This window comes from Algoriphagus aquimarinus (genome assembly GCF_007997215.1).
Classification (GTDB): Bacteria; Bacteroidota; Bacteroidia; order Cytophagales; family Cyclobacteriaceae; genus Algoriphagus; species Algoriphagus aquimarinus_A.
Genome location: NZ_VORW01000014.1, coordinates 1 through 20237 on the forward strand (window position 1 = coordinate 1; position 20237 = coordinate 20237).

General features: G+C 40.9%; 16 protein-coding genes. 4 read left to right on the top strand and 12 right to left on the bottom strand.

The window, feature by feature from the left end:
* Positions 1 to 179: 179 nt before the first annotated feature.
* From panB to ESV85_RS16145, 4 genes are all read right to left on the bottom strand, one after another.
* Complete coding sequence (gene panB, locus ESV85_RS16130; RefSeq protein WP_146919397.1) at positions 180 to 1001, bottom strand: 3-methyl-2-oxobutanoate hydroxymethyltransferase; 822 nt, start codon at positions 999 to 1001, stop codon at positions 180 to 182.
* Positions 1002 to 1005: 4 nt separating this feature from the next.
* On the bottom strand, positions 1006 to 1497 hold the full coding sequence (locus ESV85_RS16135; RefSeq protein WP_191322034.1) for a phosphoribosyltransferase family protein: 492 nt from the start codon (positions 1495 to 1497) through the stop codon (positions 1006 to 1008).
* Positions 1498 to 1558: 61 nt separating this feature from the next.
* Complete coding sequence (rsgA, locus tag ESV85_RS16140) at positions 1559 to 2482, bottom strand: ribosome small subunit-dependent GTPase A (RefSeq protein ID WP_146919401.1); 924 nt, start codon at positions 2480 to 2482, stop codon at positions 1559 to 1561.
* A complete protein-coding gene (locus ESV85_RS16145) occupies positions 2479 to 3657 on the bottom strand; it encodes a 3-deoxy-D-manno-octulosonic acid transferase (protein WP_223276025.1) in 1179 nt (392 codons plus the stop codon). The genes rsgA and ESV85_RS16145 overlap by 4 nt, the downstream gene beginning before the upstream one ends.
* A gap of 257 nt (positions 3658 to 3914) precedes the next feature.
* Between ESV85_RS16145 and ESV85_RS16150 the strand changes: the two genes are divergently transcribed.
* The gene (locus tag ESV85_RS16150) at positions 3915 to 4400 is read left to right on the top strand and encodes a low molecular weight protein-tyrosine-phosphatase (RefSeq protein WP_146919405.1); all 486 of its coding nucleotides are present in this window, start codon (positions 3915 to 3917) and stop codon (positions 4398 to 4400) included.
* Between the two features lie 155 nt (positions 4401 to 4555).
* On the opposite strand, the gene ESV85_RS16155 is transcribed toward ESV85_RS16150, so the two are convergent.
* A complete protein-coding gene (locus tag ESV85_RS16155) occupies positions 4556 to 5680 on the bottom strand; it encodes a Gfo/Idh/MocA family protein (RefSeq protein ID WP_146919407.1) in 1125 nt (374 codons plus the stop codon).
* A 238-nt stretch (positions 5681 to 5918) separates the two neighbouring features.
* On the opposite strand from ESV85_RS16155, the gene ESV85_RS16160 reads away from it, so the two are divergent.
* Both ESV85_RS16160 and ESV85_RS16165 read left to right on the top strand, forming a co-directional pair.
* Entirely contained in the window at positions 5919 to 7286 is a 1368-nt protein-coding gene (locus ESV85_RS16160; protein ID WP_146919409.1) for a Gfo/Idh/MocA family oxidoreductase, read from the top strand.
* 99 nt (positions 7287 to 7385) lie between these two features.
* Positions 7386 to 7880: a GNAT family N-acetyltransferase gene (locus ESV85_RS16165; protein WP_146919411.1), complete on the top strand. Its 495-nt coding sequence runs from the start codon at positions 7386 to 7388 to the stop codon at positions 7878 to 7880.
* A 130-nt stretch (positions 7881 to 8010) separates the two neighbouring features.
* On the opposite strand, the gene truA is transcribed toward ESV85_RS16165, so the two are convergent.
* The 6 genes from truA to ESV85_RS16195 all read right to left on the bottom strand — a co-directional run bounded on the left by truA (position 8011) and on the right by ESV85_RS16195 (position 16526).
* The gene (truA, locus tag ESV85_RS16170; RefSeq protein WP_191322035.1) at positions 8011 to 8799 is read right to left on the bottom strand and encodes a tRNA pseudouridine(38-40) synthase TruA; all 789 of its coding nucleotides are present in this window, start codon (positions 8797 to 8799) and stop codon (positions 8011 to 8013) included.
* 78 nt (positions 8800 to 8877) lie between these two features.
* A complete protein-coding gene (locus ESV85_RS16175; protein ID WP_146919414.1) occupies positions 8878 to 10080 on the bottom strand; it encodes a histidinol-phosphatase in 1203 nt (400 codons plus the stop codon).
* 164 nt (positions 10081 to 10244) lie between these two features.
* Positions 10245 to 10898: a LolA family protein gene (locus ESV85_RS16180; RefSeq protein ID WP_146919416.1), complete on the bottom strand. Its 654-nt coding sequence runs from the start codon at positions 10896 to 10898 to the stop codon at positions 10245 to 10247.
* A 33-nt stretch (positions 10899 to 10931) separates the two neighbouring features.
* Positions 10932 to 13421, bottom strand: a complete 2490-nt coding sequence (locus ESV85_RS16185; protein WP_146919418.1) for an FtsK/SpoIIIE family DNA translocase — start codon at positions 13419 to 13421, stop codon at positions 10932 to 10934.
* Between the two features lie 53 nt (positions 13422 to 13474).
* On the bottom strand, positions 13475 to 14515 hold the full coding sequence (locus ESV85_RS16190; RefSeq protein WP_146919420.1) for a quinone-dependent dihydroorotate dehydrogenase: 1041 nt from the start codon (positions 14513 to 14515) through the stop codon (positions 13475 to 13477).
* 514 nt (positions 14516 to 15029) lie between these two features.
* Positions 15030 to 16526, bottom strand: a complete 1497-nt coding sequence (locus ESV85_RS16195; protein ID WP_146919422.1) for a M28 family peptidase — start codon at positions 16524 to 16526, stop codon at positions 15030 to 15032.
* Between the two features lie 367 nt (positions 16527 to 16893).
* Here ESV85_RS16195 and gcvP point away from each other — a divergent pair, with 367 nt between their 5' ends.
* Positions 16894 to 19782 carry an aminomethyl-transferring glycine dehydrogenase gene (gene gcvP, locus ESV85_RS16200; protein ID WP_146919424.1) on the top strand — a complete coding sequence of 963 codons (2889 nt, stop codon included), beginning with the start codon at positions 16894 to 16896 and terminating at the stop codon, positions 19780 to 19782.
* 52 nt (positions 19783 to 19834) lie between these two features.
* Here gcvP and ESV85_RS16205 read toward each other — a convergent pair whose 3' ends face one another.
* Positions 19835 to 20146: a DUF3566 domain-containing protein gene (locus tag ESV85_RS16205; protein WP_146919426.1), complete on the bottom strand. Its 312-nt coding sequence runs from the start codon at positions 20144 to 20146 to the stop codon at positions 19835 to 19837.
* Positions 20147 to 20237: the final 91 nt, after the last annotated feature.

The window sequence follows — 20237 nt, forward strand, 5'->3', positions numbered from 1 at the left end:
GGAAATCAGGGTCAATTTAAAGCCTAAATTGTAATCACGTTGCGAACGCTTTTTCCCCTTGACACTAGAGAGGTTTTCTTTTTCCATAATAAGTCGATTTGGTGTCAACTTATTTCAGGACGAGACATATCCATAAAAAAAGGCGCATCATGTGATGTGCCTTTTTTTGCTTTAATCCCTTAATAACTCTCCCCCTCATTCGGAAAGTCCTTACTCTTTACATCTTTAATGTATTGGCCGAAGGCCTCCATCATTATTCCTTGAAGATCGGCGTATTGCCTTAAGAACCTTGGTTTGAATTCCTGAGTGATTCCAAGCATATCGTGCATCACTAATACCTGACCATCCACTCCTCCTCCGGCTCCAATACCGATTATGGGAATGGACACGGACTCAGCTACTTTCTTGGCAAGATCAGCAGGGATTTTTTCCACTACTATTGCAAAGCAGCCTAGTTCTTCCAAAAGCTTTGCATCCTCCAAAAGCTTATTTGCTTCTGTATCTTCTTTGGCTCTTACCGTATAGGTACCAAACTTATATATCGACTGAGGAGTCAATCCCAAATGTCCCATTACTGGAACTCCGGCACTTAATATTCTAGCAATTGATTCTTTTATCTCAGATCCACCTTCTACTTTCACAGCATGTGCACCAGATTCTTTCATGATCCGAATAGTGGATCGCAATGCCTCAGAGCTATTTCCTTGGTAGCTCCCAAAAGGAATATCCACGACCACAAAAGACCTACTTACAGCACGCACTACAGCTGAAGCATGGTAGATCATTTGATCCAATGTGATAGGCAAAGTAGTCTCATGACCAGCCATGACATTAGAGGCTGAATCGCCCACCAAGATGATATCGATCCCAGCAGCATCCACGATTTTGGCCATAGAATAATCATAGGCTGTGAGCATGGAGATTTTCTCACCACGATCTTTCATTTCCTGAAGAATATGCGTGGTAATTCGCTTGACGTTAGCAGATGAGTGTACAGACATAATATTAGTGGAGATGAACGCAGAAATTATCTCCTGAGAAATCTACTTTGATATGTTCATTAAGAGTAGTAGAAAGTTCGAACCCTGTGTAATCGGGACGAATTGGAAAAAGTCCATGACTACGGTTTACCAGCACAGCAATTTCCATTTTATAAAGCTCCTCTTCCAAAAATGGCTTCATGGCATAGACCAATGTTTTTCCTGTATTGAGCACATCGTCCACCAGAATCAACGTTTTCCCTTGTAGATCAATTTCATTCGAAAGCTGAACTTCCTCAGAAGCAACATGCGCTTTATCCAAAATGATTTTGACTTGTTCTATTTCTAAAGGGGAAATCGCTTTGAGTTCTGTTGCTAGAAGATTGGCTAGAGTTTCCCCCATTCCAGAAATTCCTGCTAACACAACGGCTTTTGAATTGAGATTTCTTTCGTAGATCTCATAGGCCATTCGGGTGATTTTCTTCTTTATCTGTTGGTGATTGAGTACTTCGCTCATGGTGTTTTTCAAAAATGAAAATTAGGCCAATTCTACTTGGATTCAAAATCAAGAGAACAGCTTATCTGTAGTCGTCTTCCTCATTTAGGATATTCAAATAGCTTTCGTAGCGGTAAGGATGAATATATCCCGCCTCCACTTTCTCCAGCACGACACAGCCTGGCTCATTCACATGCTGGCAATTATTGTATTTACATTGCCCTAGGTATTTTCTCATTTCAGGAAAATAATGTGAAAGTTCATTATCCTCAATATCAAGTATCCCAAACTCCTTGATCCCAGGGGTATCAATCAAATCACCGCCGTATTCTAAGGCAAAAAGCTCTGCAAAAGTAGTCGTGTGAACACCCTTAGCGGTAAAACCAGAAACTTCTTTGGTATGCTGTGCGGCTTCTGGGACTAAAGCATTTAGTAAGGTGGACTTGCCTACTCCCGAATGCCCAGAAATTAGTGTGGACTTACCAGCCAGAACTGATTTGAATTTATCTTTCAAATTCTCTTCTTTCAATGCAGAAGCTTCAATTACCTGATATCCCAATGGCTCATAGATCTCATGAATATCCAAAAGCCAATCATCCGCTTTCTCACCAGACATCTGATCCATTTTATTCACCACCAAAATTGCGGGAATCCTAAAACTCTCTGTACTGACAAGAAATCTATCTATAAAGCCTAAGGATGTTCTTGGGCTTTTCATGGTAATGACAAGAATTGCCTGATCTAAATTACTAGCAATGATGTGTGAAAAATGTTGCTTTCGGGTAGACTTTCGTATCACGTAGTTTTCTCTAGGCAAAATATCAAAAATCACAGCCGTCTCCTGATTTTCTTCCCTATCCATCTCCACCCAATCACCCACCGCGATAGGATTGGTCAGCTTAAGGTCATCTTGCTTAAACTTCCCCTTCAATCGGCAAGCAACGACTTCGTCGTCGGTCTGCACCAAATACCAACTTCCGGTAGATTTTATCACTCTTCCTTTCATGCTCTTGACACTAGTTTCTCTACCTTATTAATGATTTTAGCTGCTGCTCCAATATTCGTTTTCACCCATTTTCGGGCTGAATCTGCACTTTCTTGATAGAAGTCTGGCTGCTCCATTTTCTCAAAGACCAACTTCAAACTCTCAACATCACTGACCTCAAATCCGCAACCATTCGCCTGACTTTCTGCAGATTCAGGAAATTTAGCGGTGTTTTTCAACTTGCCAAAAATCACAGGAATCCCGAATCCTAGTGGTTCCAAAATATTGTGAAGCCCTTTACCAAATGCTCCGCCTACATAAGCAACCTTGGCAAATTGATACAATGAACTTAGCATTCCAATATTATCGATGAAAAGTACATCAGGGGCTTCCTTTTTATCCCATTGCGAATACCTAACTGTCGATAGAGATAATTGATCTGCCCATCGATTCATTGGTTCTGGATTCAAATCATGTGGTGCAATAATCCATCTATACCCAGGGTTAGCATTCATCAACGGAATAAGCAAATCCATATCTTCTTGCCAGACCGAGCCTGCAACGACAGTCGGGAAGTCACCTACCCAATCAAGTAGATCTGGGAAATCTTTTCGATTTCTGGCGGTCTCTGCTACCCTATCAAATCGCGTATCCCCAGCTATACTAGTGTTAGAATAGTCAATCGACTTAAGTAAGTCTAGTGTATTTTGATTTTGAGTGAAAATATAATCGAACTGAAAAAGGATCTTTCTGAAGAACCCATCTCGCTTAAAATAAATCTGATCAGGTCTAAAAGATGCTGAAAAGAGGAAAAGTGGAATTCCTCTTGATTTAATTGCGGCTATATGATGATGCCAGAGATCGTATTTCACAAAAAAAGCAATACTTGGCTGCAAGGTATTTAAAAACTTCTCTGCCATAGTTTTACTATCAAGAGGCAAATAAGTAATAAAGTCCACATATGGCTGAGCCTTTTTGATCACATTATCAAAACCTGACGGACTAAAAAAACTTACTACTATAAGCTGATCAGGTTGTACTCGCTTTAGTTCAGCGATCACTGGCTTAGCTTGCTCATACTCACCTAGTGAAGCTACATGAAACCATGCCAAATTACCTGGATTGCTCGACCTAAACTCTACAAGTCTGTGAAAAAGATATTTTCTACTAGAAGAGAAATGTCTAATTTTGGGCATGAACAGTCCGCCTAGGAGCAAAAGTATCCTGGCAAAAAATATCCCGATTCTATAAATCCATTTCATTTGTCAAAAGTAGCCATTTGACGGGAAATAGTTTTATGCGCAGCAAATTCACCTAAGGCAGATCGTTAATACACTGGTTTTGAGATTTTCATGAAAAAAAAAGACAAATCCAGCTGTACATTTTCCCTAAAAATAAGTACTTTCAAAACCTCAGTTTTTTAAGTAGCATGTTCAGTTAGAGTTTAAATAATATGATTAGAGTTTTATTTGTTTGTCTAGGTAATATATGCCGTTCACCTTTAGCTGAAGCTATTTTTACTCAGAAGGTGAAAGCTGCTGGAATGCAAGCGCAATTTAAGAGTGACAGTGCAGGCACCTCTGATTTCCATATTGGAGAATTGCCTGATGAGCGAACTATAAAGTGTGCAGCTAAATACAACCTACCATTGAAGCACCGTGGTAGACAAGTAAACCGTACTGATTTTAGAGATTTCGAGTATATCCTGGCAATGGATGACAATAACCTTAGAAACTTGAACAACCTAAAAGCCCGATATGGATTTGCAGACAAAGAAATCTACTTGATGCGGGATTTTGTAACGGAAACACAAGGCATGCCCGTACCTGACCCCTACTATGGCGGAGAAGAAGGATTTGAGGAAATATATCAGATTTTGGATGAGGCACTCGACAGTTTCCTGGCACAGGTAAAAGCTACTCACCATCTCTACGCTTAATAAAAGCGAGTTTTTGCAGTAACTATTTTTTGAAAAAAATAGAATCTTCACGACACTTCCTGAGCAAGCACACTCAACTATTTAGATTTGGCCTACCTTCCAAGAATTGAGTATAATCAATCGATTTGAAAGATAGGCCAATCTACTACTAAGGATTAGGCAAGCTTCAACGACACTTTCTCTCCTGTCTTAACAGCTTTGAAAATCGCATCAATAATCTTCATATCCTTCACTCCCTCTTCTCCATTCACTGGAACTTCAGGTTTTTTTCCGTCAAAAATAATCGCTGCCATTTCATCCATCTGAACTGCCTGATGAGTAGTGTGTGGCTTATCTAATGGCCCTTGATTCGTTTTGCCGTTGATAGGCCCGTAGCCAGTAGATGGCTGCATTTCTGCCCAGCCTTTTGTTCCATTTAGGAAAAAACGATCTAAATTATTCATGCTGTAAGTGGAAAGGCAAGATGCTACCGCACCACTTGGAAATCCCATTTGAAACTGGATTGTCTCATCGATTCCCTCTTTGAATTTCTCAGGATTATTCTTTGTCTCTTGAGCAGTCACCCAGATTGGGTCTTCTCCCAACATATATCTGGCGCCATTGATGGAGTAAATCCCTATATCCATCATCGCTCCACCACCCGAAAGTGACTTTTGTAACCTCCATTGACTAGGATCACCAATAATAAACCCACTTAAGCCCTGAAAAAACAAGGGAGTTCCAAACTCACCAGCCTTTCGCATTCTAATCACTTCCAATGTATTTGCTTCGAAGTGCATTCTATATCCGATCAGCAAATGGACACCAGCTGCTTTACAAGCATCCACCATCGCTTGCCCATCTGCTGCATTGACTGCCATAGGCTTTTCACAGATCGCATGCTTACCTGCTTTCGCTACTCGAATCACTTGGTCTTTGTGTAGGCCATTTGGCGTGATCACATAAACTGCATCGATGTCCGGATTATCCTTAATCGCATCGAAATTTTCATAATTGTAGCAGTTTTTAGCAGGAATACCATACTTGGTTTTCCATGCTTCCACTTTTGAAGGAGTACCGCTGATCACTCCCACCAACTTGGTTCTCTTCGTTTCTTGAATTGCCTCTGCCACTCTTGTGCCATAGCTTCCTAATCCCATGATAGCTACTCGCAAAGGCTTCTCATCCATTTTTTTAGAGTCAAGAAAATTTGGCATTGCAGAAATTGGGTTAAAGGTTGAAATGTTTAATGCTAAGGCTGAAAGCCCTGCTTTTTGGAGAAAAATTCTTCTGGATTTCATGAAAAGGTAGGTTTAAAGGTCTTTGTTAGCTTGAAAATAAGGAATAAAAACCAAACTTCATTTTTAGAGAATTTAGCTTATTACAAAATTCGATTAATACTACCGAACTATCTCCTTTGGGTGCATTATTTTAGATAGCTCAGAATCCCATCTATTGCGTCCGTTCATCCAATTTCATTTGCTAAGAATTTCTGTTTATGTAACTTAAGAGATGCAATAAACCTCAAACCCAATCTAAATGAATACACTCAATAGAAGAGATTTCCTCAAAGGCTCTTCCGCGTTAGCAACACTAGCAAGTTTCGGCCTTTTAGGCATGGACTTCAAAGATCGAGAAGGCCCCTTACAAGTGGCGCTGATCGGAGCAGGCTGGTATGGAAAATCGGATCTTTTTCGACTCATTCAAGTAGCAGATGTAGAAGTAGTCGGCCTTTGTGATCCAGATAAAAACATGCTGAAAGCCGCAGGAGATATGGTGGCTACTCGCCAAAAATCAGGAAAAGTCCCTGCACTCTATGAAGATTACAAAGAGCTTCTAGCCAAAGAAAAGCCAGAGTATGTATTGATCGGTTCACCGGATCACTGGCATGCACTGATGTGCATCGATGCGTTGAAATCAGGTGCTCACGTCTATGTGCAAAAGCCGATTTCGGTGGACGTCATTGAAGGCGAAGCGATGATTGCAGCAGCTAGGAAGTACAATAAGAAAGTACAAGTCGGTACTCAACGCAAAAGCACCCCGCATCTGATTGATGCAAAAGAGCAGATCATTGACACAGGAAAGTTGGGCAAAATCTCTCACGTAGAGGTTTGCTGCTATTTCCACATGCGTGCTAATGGTAACCCGCCGGTAGAACCAGTGCCTGAGTTTTTAAATTATGATCTGTGGACAGGCCCAGCGCCACTGAGACCGTACGATGGGATCCCTCACAAACGATGGTGGAGAACATTTATAGAATATGGAAATGGCATCACTGGAGACATGTGTGTGCACATGCTTGATACCGTTCGCTGGATGCTAAAGCTAGGCTGGCCTACACAGATCACTTCCTCTGGAGGCATTTATGTACAAAAAGACGGGAAGTCCAATATCTCAGACACCCAGTCGGCAATCTTTGAATACCCTGAATTAAATGTTGTTTGGCAACATAGAACATGGGGCAATCCAGATGATGCAAATTATCCTTGGGCATTTAAGATTTTTGGAGATAAGGGAATGCTGGCAGGAAGCACCATGCAGGCAGATTACACTCCTTTAGATAAGGATGAAAAGCCAATTCATTTTGATTGTCTTTTCGAACGTGAAAAATATCCAGAAGATGTTACTGAGCCAGACATCGAACTTAATGCAGCACCTGCAACCAGACTTCACATGCAGGATTGGCTGAAAGCTATCGGAAACGATACGCTTCCAATTGCTGACATAGAAGAAGGACATATTTCTACTGCTTCTTGCATCTTGGCAAATATATCCATGGATTTGGGAGGTAGAGCGTTGAAATACGATCCAAAGACCATGACAGTGATTGGTGACAAAGAGGCGACCGGGCGATTGAGAAGGCCTTACAGAAAAGGCTACACTCACCCTGAGCCAAGCAAAGTCTAGTTGCTACAAAAAAACATGGAAACCGAGCCTCACAAAAAGGGGCTCGGTTTCTATTTTTAAATACAATCGAGATAAATTGGCTTCTCATTTTTACTGCCTATGATTCAAATAAACCCAGCATCGAAAGAAGACTTAAAAATAGTCAAATCCATCGCACAGCGCACCTGGCCTGATACTTTTGGAGAGATCCTTAGTCCCGAGCAAATCGATTACATGCTTAATTTGCTTTATGACCTAGCTCTTCTTGAGAAGCAAATCACTCAAGGCCATACTTTTCTGCTTGCAGATGAAGGTGGAGAAAAGTTGGGGTTTACAGGTATTGAAATCAATCAGAAACCTGGGAAAACGAAGATTCATAAGATCTATATTCTTCCTACTGCTCAAGGGAAAGGAGTTGGCAAGAAATTGATCAACGCGATCAAAGAAATTGCTTTGAAAAATGAGCAGACTAGCCTTCTGCTAAACGTAAATAAATACAATCAGGGAGCGATAGACTTCTACGAATACTTAGGTTTTGTAAACATCAAAAGCGAAATCATCGACATCGGAAATGGCTATGTGATGGATGATTATGTATTTGAACTGAAGCTTTGATTTTTTTCTCGCTACGGCGCAGCGACGCAACGTTAGTTATTTTAAGCTTTATGCTTCACCTTTAGTTATCAGCTTCTCTCAAATGGCCATTTAGAATGTATTTTTCTAGTTCTTCAGCCTTTTAAAACCCTCAAAGGTTTGTCAACAATGTCTCCCAAAGCACCAACCCATTTGAGGGTGCTGGAGGCAGTTTCTCGAATCTATCCGGGAAATCAAATCGACTTGTAATCTCAGTTAACTTTATTTCTTGGCTACCTATTTGCCAAACGGCAGACATCATCATGCGCACTTGATGATGAAGAAAACCTGTTCCCGTGATTTCGAAGTAATAGATTTCTTCTGGGAAATATTGACCCAAGAACTCCTTTGAAGTAAAAATATCAGCAGATAAAACTTCGCGTACATAGTCCGTCTTATTTTCTGAAGGTTTGCAAAAACCCTTAAAATCATGACTTCCTATGAATAGCTTACAAGCTTCCTTCATCGCTTCCCAATTCAATTCGCCAGGCACATTGACCGTAAACGCAGAAGCAAAAGGATGAAAAGACAGGGAATTAGTGAAATAGTAACGGTAGCTTTTCTGCGTTACAGATTGGATCAAATTAAAGTCTGTGGCAACCTCCTGCACGGAATTGAGTCGAATATCCTGAGGCAAGTGTTCATTGAATTGAGGCAGAAGTGTGTTCATATAATCAACTTTTTCCCGAAGGAAAATCTGCACATATCCCCCAATACAAGAAACGCCAGCGTCAGTCCTGCTTGCTCCGATCAGAGAAAAGTCCTCATGCCCCATCACGTGTCGAAGCACTCGCTCCAACCTCCGCTGTACCGTCTGTTGATTCGGTTGTGGCGCCCAGCCTTTATATCTGGCGCCGAAATACGAAATGGAAAAGAGGTAAGAATACGGTCGGGATTGCAAGGGAACTAGAAATTTGAAATTTGAAATTAATTTCAATTTCGCTCAAATCCTTTAAGGCCCCAAAAACAAGTTTGATCTTTAGTCTACTACTGGCTGCGTCCATGCAACTTCTGTATCGCCCAACTGATAAGGATTCTCTTTGGGTTTGGAAGAAATGATCTTTGCCCGGACATACATATCACCTGCCTCCAAAGTATAAGATGCTTTTTCACCTTGCTCCTCTTTCAACAATACACCGCTAGCTTCAGGACTTGGTTTTTTTGTGCCAAAAAACTGAATCGCATAGGTAATTCCTTCTTCAGGTTGTACCCCGACACTGAGTGTTTTCCCATCGAAATCTACAAACTCTAAAGTCACTCCGGTGCTGGAGTAGAAATCCCCACGCTCCATAGCTTCCACGAGAGATGCTGGCTCCAAACTTTCGGACGACACCATTACCCAACCTCTACCTGGATTGCTACTGTTTTCATCAAACACATGGTAATTATGAGCATCATCTACAGCCAGACCATATAATAAGGGTTTTTCTTCTTGGAGATATGCCACCTGAACTTTGTCCCATAAAACTTCCATGCTTGGTCGAAGTGAGTCACCATAATTATGTACTTGCGGATGGCCATTATAAACCTCAAAAAATCGCTCTCCATCCAAAGCAATAATGTCCTCAGGAGTGATCGCCCAGATAAAGTTCGGATGATTGATATGCAAAAACATAGGTACTCCAGTAGAATCCCGCTGTGCTTTTACTTTATCAAGACTCCGCTGCATTACTTCTGAAACTGAATTACCACCTTGAGGTTCTATTTTTTCTCGGATATTGGTGACGTTCATATGAAGAGGTTTCTTGTCATATGAATCTGTCAATTCCTGTGATTTAACTATCAGAAACTTCCCCTCTTCTTCAAACATGGGCGCATATTCTGCTAAGGTTTTCAGTTTTACTTCAATTCTGCCTGCAGAGTCTTTTCTGTATTCAACTCCACTTTCCCCGTATTTGGCAAGGTATTTTTCGAAGCCAGCTTCATGCGAAGGAGATTTTGGCAGAAGCTTCCATTTCTCGCCTTCTGCCAACGTATTGTGATCAGAAAGTACCACAAAATCATAATCATGTGACTTGTACCAATCCATAATCATCTCTGGATAATCATCCCCATCGCTCCAGTAAGAATGCGTGTGAAGATTGCCTTTGTACCATTGTTTGGTGGGTTTCAATTGTTCTTTTGTGGCACATGAAAAAATGCCTATTGAAAAAATGAAAAGAGAAAGTAAGAATGTTCGCATAATTGTAGCCGTTTGAAGGAAAGCCTAAAGATAAGAAACCCATGAATTCATTATGTTAGGGGTAAGTTATCAAATTCTTTAAAGGCCTTAAACCAAAAAACCACCTCTTTCAAGGTGGTTCGGTGTTTAATATCAAATTAAGCGCTTTATAAAGAACTAACCTCTTACCTCAAATCGATAACTTCAATTCCAGGGTATTGCTTAGTATCAAATACAAAATAGGATGCAGGAAGATTAGCGTTAAGTTTTAGGTTTTTGAAGGTGTAAGAAAAAACTCCTCCTTGACCGTCAAACATTTCCCATCCCAGAAGATTTGAATTGCTTTTGTCAATCATCAATTTAACCTGTTCGAAAGGCGCATTATTTTTTTCCGCTAGCAATTCTACAACATAAGCCGTTTTGCCTTGAAATTGCTTTTCTCCTATCAATTTATAGCTATAGCCTGATTCGTAAAGTCGGTAAATATTAGAAGGTGTAAGCTCGCCTTCCATTTGATTAGCATCGTTGACGGTGACTTCCTTGTAGTTATCCGATTGGATAAAAGTCCAAACCGTTTTGCCATCATTATAGATTTCCTGATCTGGCAGCTTGAGTCTATACTGCTCACCTTTCACCGCGATATCCCCTGTTTGGCGATCTCCAGGTCCAGAAGCATCTTGGAAAGTAAAGTCAAAATTAGCCGTGAAACCATTCATTGCTTGAAACTTTTGGCTCATAGCATCCAAAACAGTTTTTGCTTTTGGATCTTTTTGAGCGGAGGCTTCGAATGATAATAGTAAGGCTAGAAAAAGAGTATAAACTAGGGCGAATTTTTTCATGTAAAGGAGCTGCTTGAACTACTTGAACAGCTTTTACAAACTATTCAATAACCGTTCCAAACTAGCTTCATCTTGAACGAGCACTTCCCGAGCTTTTGATCCTTCGAATGCTCCCACTATACCAGCAGCTTCCAATTGATCGATGATTCTTCCTGCACGATTGTAGCCCAACTTCAGTTTTCGCTGAATCAAAGAAGTACTTCCTTGCTGATGCATTACGAGTAGTCTTGCAGCATCATTGAAAAGTGGATCGAGATCCGAAAAATCAACACTCCCAATCGAATTGTCAGAATCTTCTCCTTCAAATTCAGGAAGTAAATAAGCATCTGAATAACCTTTTTGCTCTCCAACCCAATCACAAATAGCATCTACTTCAGGCGTATCTAAGAATGCACATTGGATACGCGTTATCTCTGATCCGTGGGATAAGAGCATATCTCCCATACCAATAAGCTGATCTGCTCCGCCCGTATCGAGGATAGTTCGGCTATCGATTTTGGAAGTCACACGGAAAGAAAGACGTGCGGGGAAATTCGCCTTGATAATACCGGTAATGACATTTACAGATGGTCTTTGTGTGGCGACAACCAAGTGAATACCAATTGCTCTGGCAAGCTGTGCCAGACGGGCGATTGGACCTTCGATTTCCTTGCCAGCAGTCATCATCAAATCTGCTAATTCATCAATTACCAATACAATGTAAGGCATGAAGCGATGGCCATTGTCTGGATTAAGCTTGCGTGCGACGAATTTCGCGTTGTATTCTTTCAGGTTTCTTGTGCCTGCGTCTTTCAATAAATTATATCGATTATCCATCTCGATACAAAGAGAATTCAGCGTGTAAATCACCTTTTTGGTATCGGTAATAATAGCTTCTTCGGCGCCTGGAAGTTTCGCTAAAAAGTGTCTTTCGATCTTATTGAAAAGTGTTAATTCTACCTTTTTTGGATCTATTAGAACAAACTTCAATTGAGATGGATGCTTCTTGTAAATCAAAGAAGCCAAGATCATATTTAAGCCCACAGATTTACCTTGACCAGTCGCACCTGCCATTAGCAAGTGAGGCATTTTTGCCAAATCCACCACAAACACTTCGTTGGAAATAGTCTTGCCCAAAGCAATCGGTAGATCCTTGTCCGAACGCATAAATTTCTCTGTACCCAAAACTGCCCGGGCAGGAACTAGCTCTCTATTTTTGTTAGGAACCTCTATACCGATAGTACCTTTTCCTGGTATCGGAGCAATAATTCTAATCCCCAAAGCTGCCAAGCTCAAGGCAATATCATCTTCCAAATTTTTGATTTTGGAGATTTTCACACCTGGTTCAGGGACGATTTCATATAATGTAACTGTCGGCCCGATCGTCGCTTTGATCTCCTGAATTCCGATCTTGAAGTTTTCAAGCGTCTCTACAATCTTGTTTTTATTGTCTTCAAGTTCCTGACGGCTCACAGTGACTTTCTGAACGTCATATTCATTGAGCAAATCAAGCGTAGGGTATTTGTAATGCGGAAGATCAAGTGTAGGATCATATGCATCCAAATTCTCAACCTCCTCAGCAGTTTTTTCTTCACCGGCTGGTTTTACCACTGAGAAATTACTTTCCAATACTTTTTCATGCTCACGCTCCACTACAGGGTCGAGAATATTCAGTTGAGGGACATCGAATGCAATCTCCTCTTTTTTGGGCTTTGGTTTGGACTCTGGTTTGAGTTCGATTGGAGCATTGAGATTATCTTCCTTAATCGTCCAAGAGCTCCCATCGTCATCGATTTCTTCTTCCTCATCCAACTCATCCTCATCTTTGAAAGGATTTTTCACTGGAGATGCCGCGTCTATTTCCAACTCATCATCGTCCATATCGGAATCTGAAGATTTGCTGCTGAACCAATCTAATTTGTCAATATCAAAGAAGAAAATCACGAAAATAAGCATGGATCCACCCAATAAAATGAATGTTCCCCAACTCAGAAAATCTGCCGAAAGTTTGGCTAATTCATATCCAAAACCTCCTGAGAGGAAGCTCCAGTAGGAATATCCCTCAATCAAAATCACAATGTAGCCAGTCAATAAACCGAGCCAGAACGTGAAGAAAAGTGCGAAAGTAGTATAGCGAGTGAGGGAAACCAATGAAATTTTAAATGCCCACTTGAATCCTAATAAAAACAGAAATGGAGGAAATAAGAATGCTGCCACACCAAACCAACGATAGATCATCCAGTTTCCAGCCTGAGCTCCCAGATATCCCAGCCAGTTGGTTGATTCACGAGCGGTTTCCCGAATCGCTTCACTACTATTGTTCATGACCAAACTCTGATCTGCAGGACCATTCAATAGATAGCTGATAAAAGCGATCATCAAAAAGAAAGCGATTGACATGAGCAAAATACCAAGTGTCAAGACAAACTTGGTAGTATTAAACTTCCCAAATGAAAAGCTCGGCGCTTTGAAGCCTGCTCCTTTCTTTTTGGTGGGTTCTGCTTTTTTTCTAAAAGTATTGGTCCTAGGTGAATTGGTGGCCATGTATGCGATTCAAATCCGATTTAAGATAAGATTAATGAATTGAGATTGACAAATTATTGTGAAAAATGAGCCAATAATCCTTTTTTAATCTTTTTGATCAGCCCAGGTCCCTCATAAATCATGCCCGAGTAGACTTGAACCAAGCTAGCTCCAGCTTCGAGTTTTTCTATTGCGTCTTCAGCAGAAAAGATTCCGCCCACTCCGATGATTGGGAATGCCTTGTTGGACTTTTCAGATAGATATCGGATGACTTCTGTACTTCTTTTCCCTAAAATTTTCCCACTCACTCCACCTGCTCCTATGGCTTCCACTTCTTCCTTCGATGTGCTCAATTGTGAACGGTCTATAGTGGTGTTGGTCGCTATTACACCATCAATTTTGGTTTCCTGTACGATTTCGATGATGTCATCCAATTGTCCATCGGTCAGATCAGGAGCAATTTTCAGAAGTATAGGCTTAGGATTTGGCTTGAGGTCATTCGCGTTTTTCACCGCTTGGAGCAAAGCTTTAAGAGGTTCCTTTTCCTGAAGGTCGCGGAGATTTGGTGTATTCGGCGAACTCACATTGACCACGAAATAATCTACGTGATCATGTAATGCCTCCAGACAAATCAAATAATCGTCCACCGCATTTTCGTTTGGAGTGACTTTGTTTTTACCAATATTTCCTCCTACCAGTACGTTTGACTTTCGCTTCTTCAATCGCTCCACTGCTTCGTAAACGCCTCCATTATTAAAACCCATGCGATTGATCAGAGATTCGTCTTGCGGAAGTCTAAATAGTCTAGGCTGAGGATTTCCTTCCTGAGGTTTTGGTGTCAAAGTCCCGATTTCGATGAAGCCAAATCCTAGCATGGCCATTTCATCAATGACCTTTGCATCCTTATCGAATCCTGCTGCCAAACCTACGGGGTTCTTAAATTTCAACCCAAAAACCTCTCGCTCCAAACTTTTGTCCTCCAGATGAAAAGTCGATTCTACTATTGAGCCGATTACAGGGAGATTGAAAGTTAACTTTGTGAGATCTACCGTGAAGTGGTGAGCATCTTCTGGTTTTTTGAGGAAAAAGAGGGGCTTGAGCAGAGATTTGTACACGGATATTTTGATTACGTTCGGAAGGCAAAGATACCTTTTTATAAAAATTGAAGATTGGAAAAGTGTAATCAATTTTTTTTACAGCAATGTTCGAAGATATTGACGCAGTTTAGTTTTGGCTGTGACCGTTCGTGTGGTACGAATGGTGGCGGAATGGTAGTCACCTTGAGTACTTGAGAGACGAGAGTCTCGAAATCGAAAGGTCCTCAACTTCGCTACCAATGACGGATTTTGTTTTTCACCACAAATAGTGTCAGTCCGAGTGAAGTCGAGGACAATCACTTCACTTATTTTAAAAGAGCCTTCGACTTCGCTCAGGCTGACACCGTCATCTTTGTTTTATAAATTCTAAATTTTTCTTACTCGGACTGACCCCATTTCAGTCTTCTCAAACTTAATCTTTCATCTGTATCGAAGTCTTAAAAGGACAAATTTGCCTTTTTGAAATTTCCCCTATACCAAAAAAGGCTACTGGATTTCTCCAATAGCCTTTCAATTATTTATAAAAGCTTAATTATCTCTCAGCTCTGTTGTTTGTGCCATCAACTCGAATTCTATTTTCTCTGTTGGCAATATCCCAAATTGTATGGAAGATTAATCTTGCTCTCTTTTCCATTAGCGGGAATTCGATTTTGTCCACCGTGTCAGTTACCTGGTGATAATCGTCATGAACTCCATTGAAGAAGAATGCTACGGGGATATTATGCTTTGCAAAGTTATAATGATCAGATCTGTAGTAGAATCTGTTAGGATCATCTTCAGCATCGTATCTGTAATCCAAGATCAAGTCAGAGTAAGTGATGTTGTTATACTCCAAGATTTTTTTCAAATCTGTAGAGAGCATTTCAGAACCAATCACATAGACGAAATCTTTGTTTTCAGCATCTTGATATTCGTAGTCAATTCTACCTACCATGTCAATGTTGAAATCTACTACTGTGTTTTCCAATGGGAAGATTGGGTGCTCAGAGTAGTATTCAGATCCCAAAAGGCCTTTCTCTTCACCAGTTACATTTAGGAAAAGGATAGATCTTCTTGGTTTCACTCCATCTTTTGCTGCCAAAGCAAATGCTTCAGCAATTTCAGTAACAGATACTGTTCCTGATCCATCATCATCAGCGCCGTTGAATACTTCGCCAGTGCTGCTTACACCTACGTGATCGTAGTGAGATGAAATTACTACCAATTCGTCTTTCTTATCAGTTCCTTCGAGGTAGCCCATTACGTTTGAGCTTTCTACCTCTTCGATTTTCTTCTCGATTTGGTAAGTAGCTTTTTGGGACTTGATAGACTCAGGGTTTGTTTTTGCAGCTTCTTTCAAGACTTCCACAGGAGTATTGAACAATTCAGCCATTTTATCAGAGCTAACCATGAATACTGGCTTTTGCTCAATTTCCTTTGCGAAACCTACTCTGCCTTTTCCAGCTAAGCTTTTGTAACGATTAGCAATACGGTCAAAATTTGCCTGACCTTCCATGCTCACGATTACGATACCTGCAGCTCCAGCATCCATTACTTTAGTCTGAAGGTCGTTAGATCTTACGCCAACAGCCCAGATTCCAACCAATTTACCTTTTACTTCGACTTTAGCTAGGTTTTCGTCAGTAACTAATCCTAGGAAAACTAGGTCTGTTTTAGACGCTTTCTTCATATCTCCATCGCCGGAGAAAACAAAATCCTCATTGTTGACAAGTTTGTTTTTTCCAACTTTCAAAGAAACCTCTCCAAAAGAAGAGCTTACCAACTCAACAGCTTGCAGGTAGCTTCCAGCTACTGGGCCTGTCAAACCAATTTTTTTGTAAAAATCCGCCAAGTAATTAGCAGCTACTTTTTGCTCTTCAGAACCTGTGTCTCTACCCTTCATTTCGTCAGAAGCGAGGTAAGTAAGACGCTCTTTTAGGTCTCCTGCAGTGATTGTGTTGGCATATTTCACCTGAGCAGGTTGCTGCGCCAATGACGGTAGAGCAAGGCCCAAAGCCATTGCTCCCGTTAATAACAGACTTTTATTCATGTGTTTTTAATTTGGATTTTTAAAGGTCCCATGGAATCTCGCATGTTTTATGATCGCTTTAGTTTTTGACGATTAGGTCATGCTCGATTTCATTAGTTTATATTTAGGTTTTTAATTCAAATAGAAATCACTTTTAGGAACTCAATACTTAAGCATGATAGACTATAGGTAATTTCAATCTTTTTGCATTTCAGGCGCTAAACTAGAGAATTTTTCTACCCTACAATAAACCGTTTATATATTTTGATGTTATACATAGGAAATAATAGAGGGCATGAAAGCATTATCTTTCAATAAATTGTACCTTCGCACCTTGAAAAATTAGAGGATTTCAAACCCAAATAGTTCATCGTCTTAACGTTCTTATATGAAGATCAATCTTTCTAATGCTGTCAAATTTGAGAGCAGACACAATGGCCCGACAGATGCAGAAATCTCAGCGATGCTGGAGAAAATCGGAGCCTCATCTTTAGAGGAATTAATCAACCAAACAGTACCGAAATCTATCCAACTGGATCGCCCGTTGGATCTTCCTGCTGCAAAGTTAGAGTCTGAGTTTTTGAAAGACTTCAAAAAACTCGCTTCTAAAAACAAGGTTTTCAAGTCATTTATAGGCTTGGGATACTATGACACATTAGTACCTGGTGTGATTTTGAGGAACGTACTTGAAAACCCAGGATGGTACACTGCCTATACTCCGTATCAGGCAGAAATCGCTCAAGGCCGATTGGAAGCCTTGATCAATTTCCAGACTGTAATCATGGAGTTGACTGGAATGGAGCTTGCAAATGCTTCACTTCTAGACGAAGGAACTGCTGCTGCTGAGGCGATGAATATGCTTTTTGCAGTGAAACCAAGAGAGAAAAAGAATGCAACGAAATTCTTTGTCGACGAAAAAGTATTCCCTCAGACCAAAGCTGTATTAGAAACTAGAGCTGAGCCAGTTGGAATTGAGTTGGTTTTCGGATCAATTGATTCTTTGGACTTGACAGATGAGAATCTTTTCGGAGTGCTCTTCCAATACCCAGACGCAGATGGCGAAGCGCGTGATTACTCTGCTATCGTCGCTGCAGCAAAAGAGAATAATGTGACAACAGCTTTTGCAGCTGATCTTTTAGCATTGACACTATTGACTGCTCCAGGTGAAATGGGCGCTGATGTGGTGATTGGTTCTTCTCAGAGATTTGGCGTTCCGATGGGCTACGGTGGACCACACGCAGGATTCTTCGCTACTAAGGACGCTTATAAGCGTCAGATTCCAGGTAGAATCATCGGTGTTTCTCAGGATCGTGAAGGCAACAAAGCTTACAGAATGGCTTTGCAAACACGTGAACAACATATTAAAAGAGAAAAAGCAACTTCAAATATTTGTACTGCACAGGTTCTTTTGGCTGTCATGGCTAGCTTCTATGCTGTCTATCACGGACCAAAAGGTCTAAAGAATATTGCACTTAGAACACATGGACTAGCGAAACTTACTGCTAAGTCTCTTGAGCATTTGGGTTACGAGGTTACTTCCAAAAATTACTTTGACACCATCAAAGTAAGCATAGAAGCCAAGTCGCTTAATGCAATCCAATCTTTAGCACTTTCTGCGGAAATGAATTTCCGTTACGATTACGATACAGTTTTCTTGACTTTTGACGAAGCCAAGACTTTAGAAGATATCGCTTCAGTAGTGGAGGTTTTTGCGAAAGCAAAAGGAGTAGAAGCCCCAGACCTTTCGGCTTTGGCTTCTGAGATTGAATTAGAATTGCCAGAAGGACTTGTGAGAACTTCTGAGTATTTGACTCATCCAGTATTCAATGATTACCAAAGTGAGCACGAGATGCTTCGCTACATCAAGCGTTTGGAGAATAAAGATTTATCGTTGGTACATTCTATGATTTCTCTAGGCTCATGTACGATGAAGTTAAATGCTACAGCTGAAATGATCCCGGTGACTTGGCCTGAGTTTGGACAGATGCACCCATTTGCTCCAACCGATCAGACTGCTGGATACCAAGAGCTTTTTGCAAACTTGAGACATTGGTTGAATGAAATCACTGGTTTTGCAGACACGTCCCTTCAGCCAAATTCTGGCGCGCAAGGTGAATTTGCTGGACTAATGGTAATCCGTGCCTATCACCAGAGCAGAGGTGATCATCACAGAAATATAGCGTTGATCCCAACTTCCGCTCACGGCACCAACCCTGCTTCCGCTGTCATGGCTGGAATGAAAGTGGTTTTGGTGAAATGTGACGAAAAAGGAAATATTGATCTAGAAGATCTAAAATCAAAAGCCACTACTCATTCGAAAGATTTGTCCGCGCTTTTGGTGACTTATCCTTCCACACACGGAGTATTCGAAGTGGCAATTCAGGAAATCTGCGAAATCATCCATGAAAATGGTGGACAGGTTTATATGGATGGTGCTAATATGAATGCTCAGGTAGGATTGACTAGCCCAGGCAGAATTGGTGCTGACGTATGTCACTTGAATCTTCACAAAACCTTCTGTATCCCTCACGGTGGTGGTGGACCGGGCATGGGGCCGATTTGTGTCGCAAGTCATTTGTCTCCTTTCCTTCCAGGCAATCCTTTGGTGAAAGCAGGTGGTGAGCAGGCTGTATCTTCTATTTCGGCGGCACCTTATGGTAGCGCGAGCATTTTGCCAATCTCTTACGCGTACATCGCTATGATGGGCGGAGATGGCTTGACAAATGCTACGAAAATGGCAATCCTAAATGCTAACTACATTAAGGAAAGATTGAAAGATCATTTCCCGATTTTATATACAGGTACTCAGGGAAGAGCAGCTCACGAGATGATTGTGGATTGCAGAGCTTTCAAAGAAGTTGGAGTGGAAGTAGAAGATATCGCTAAGCGTTTGATGGATTATGGATACCATGCGCCTACAGTGTCTTTCCCAGTAGCGGGCACCTTAATGATTGAACCTACTGAATCTGAGACTAAGGCTGAATTGGATAAATTCTGTGATGCGTTGCTTTCTATTCGCGCAGAGATCCAAGAGATCGAAGATGGAGTAGCTGATCGAGTAGAAAACGTATTGAAAAATGCACCTCACACGGCGATGATGGTTCTTACAGACAAGTGGGAATTACCATATTCTCGAGAAAAAGCTGTTTATCCTCTTGACTATGTGAAAGGAAATAAATTCTGGCCAACCGTACGAAGAATTGATTCTGCATTCGGAGACAGAAACCTGATCTGTAGCTGTATTCCAGTGGAAGATTATGCTAGTGAAGAAGTTTAATATACTCTCATTCTAGAATGAAAAGGCTGCCATATGGTAGCCTTTTTTTGGTTTATAGTAATGGAATTTTATCGTCTTCTGAGAATTGAATTTCCAAACCTCCAATTTTTGAAGCCACAAAATTATAGACTATTGCTCCTAATGCCCCTACGATAAAACCTATAATTCCATAAATAATCGGGAAGACTATCGCCATTCCAATCCCCAACCCTAGGCCATAAGAATACATTTCATCACCTAACAGACCTGAGAATATGGAAAAGAAAAGCGCATAAAATATTCCAATCACAAAGCCTAAAACGCCAAGTGTCAAGCTGTAAATTTTTGCAGCGGAAGAAACTCCGATTTTTTCAATTTTTACCATTTGGTTGTAGTTTATTGTGAATTCTATCCATTCTATTAGACATGAAAATATTGAAAAATTAGGAATAAAAAAGCACACCCGAAAGTGTGCT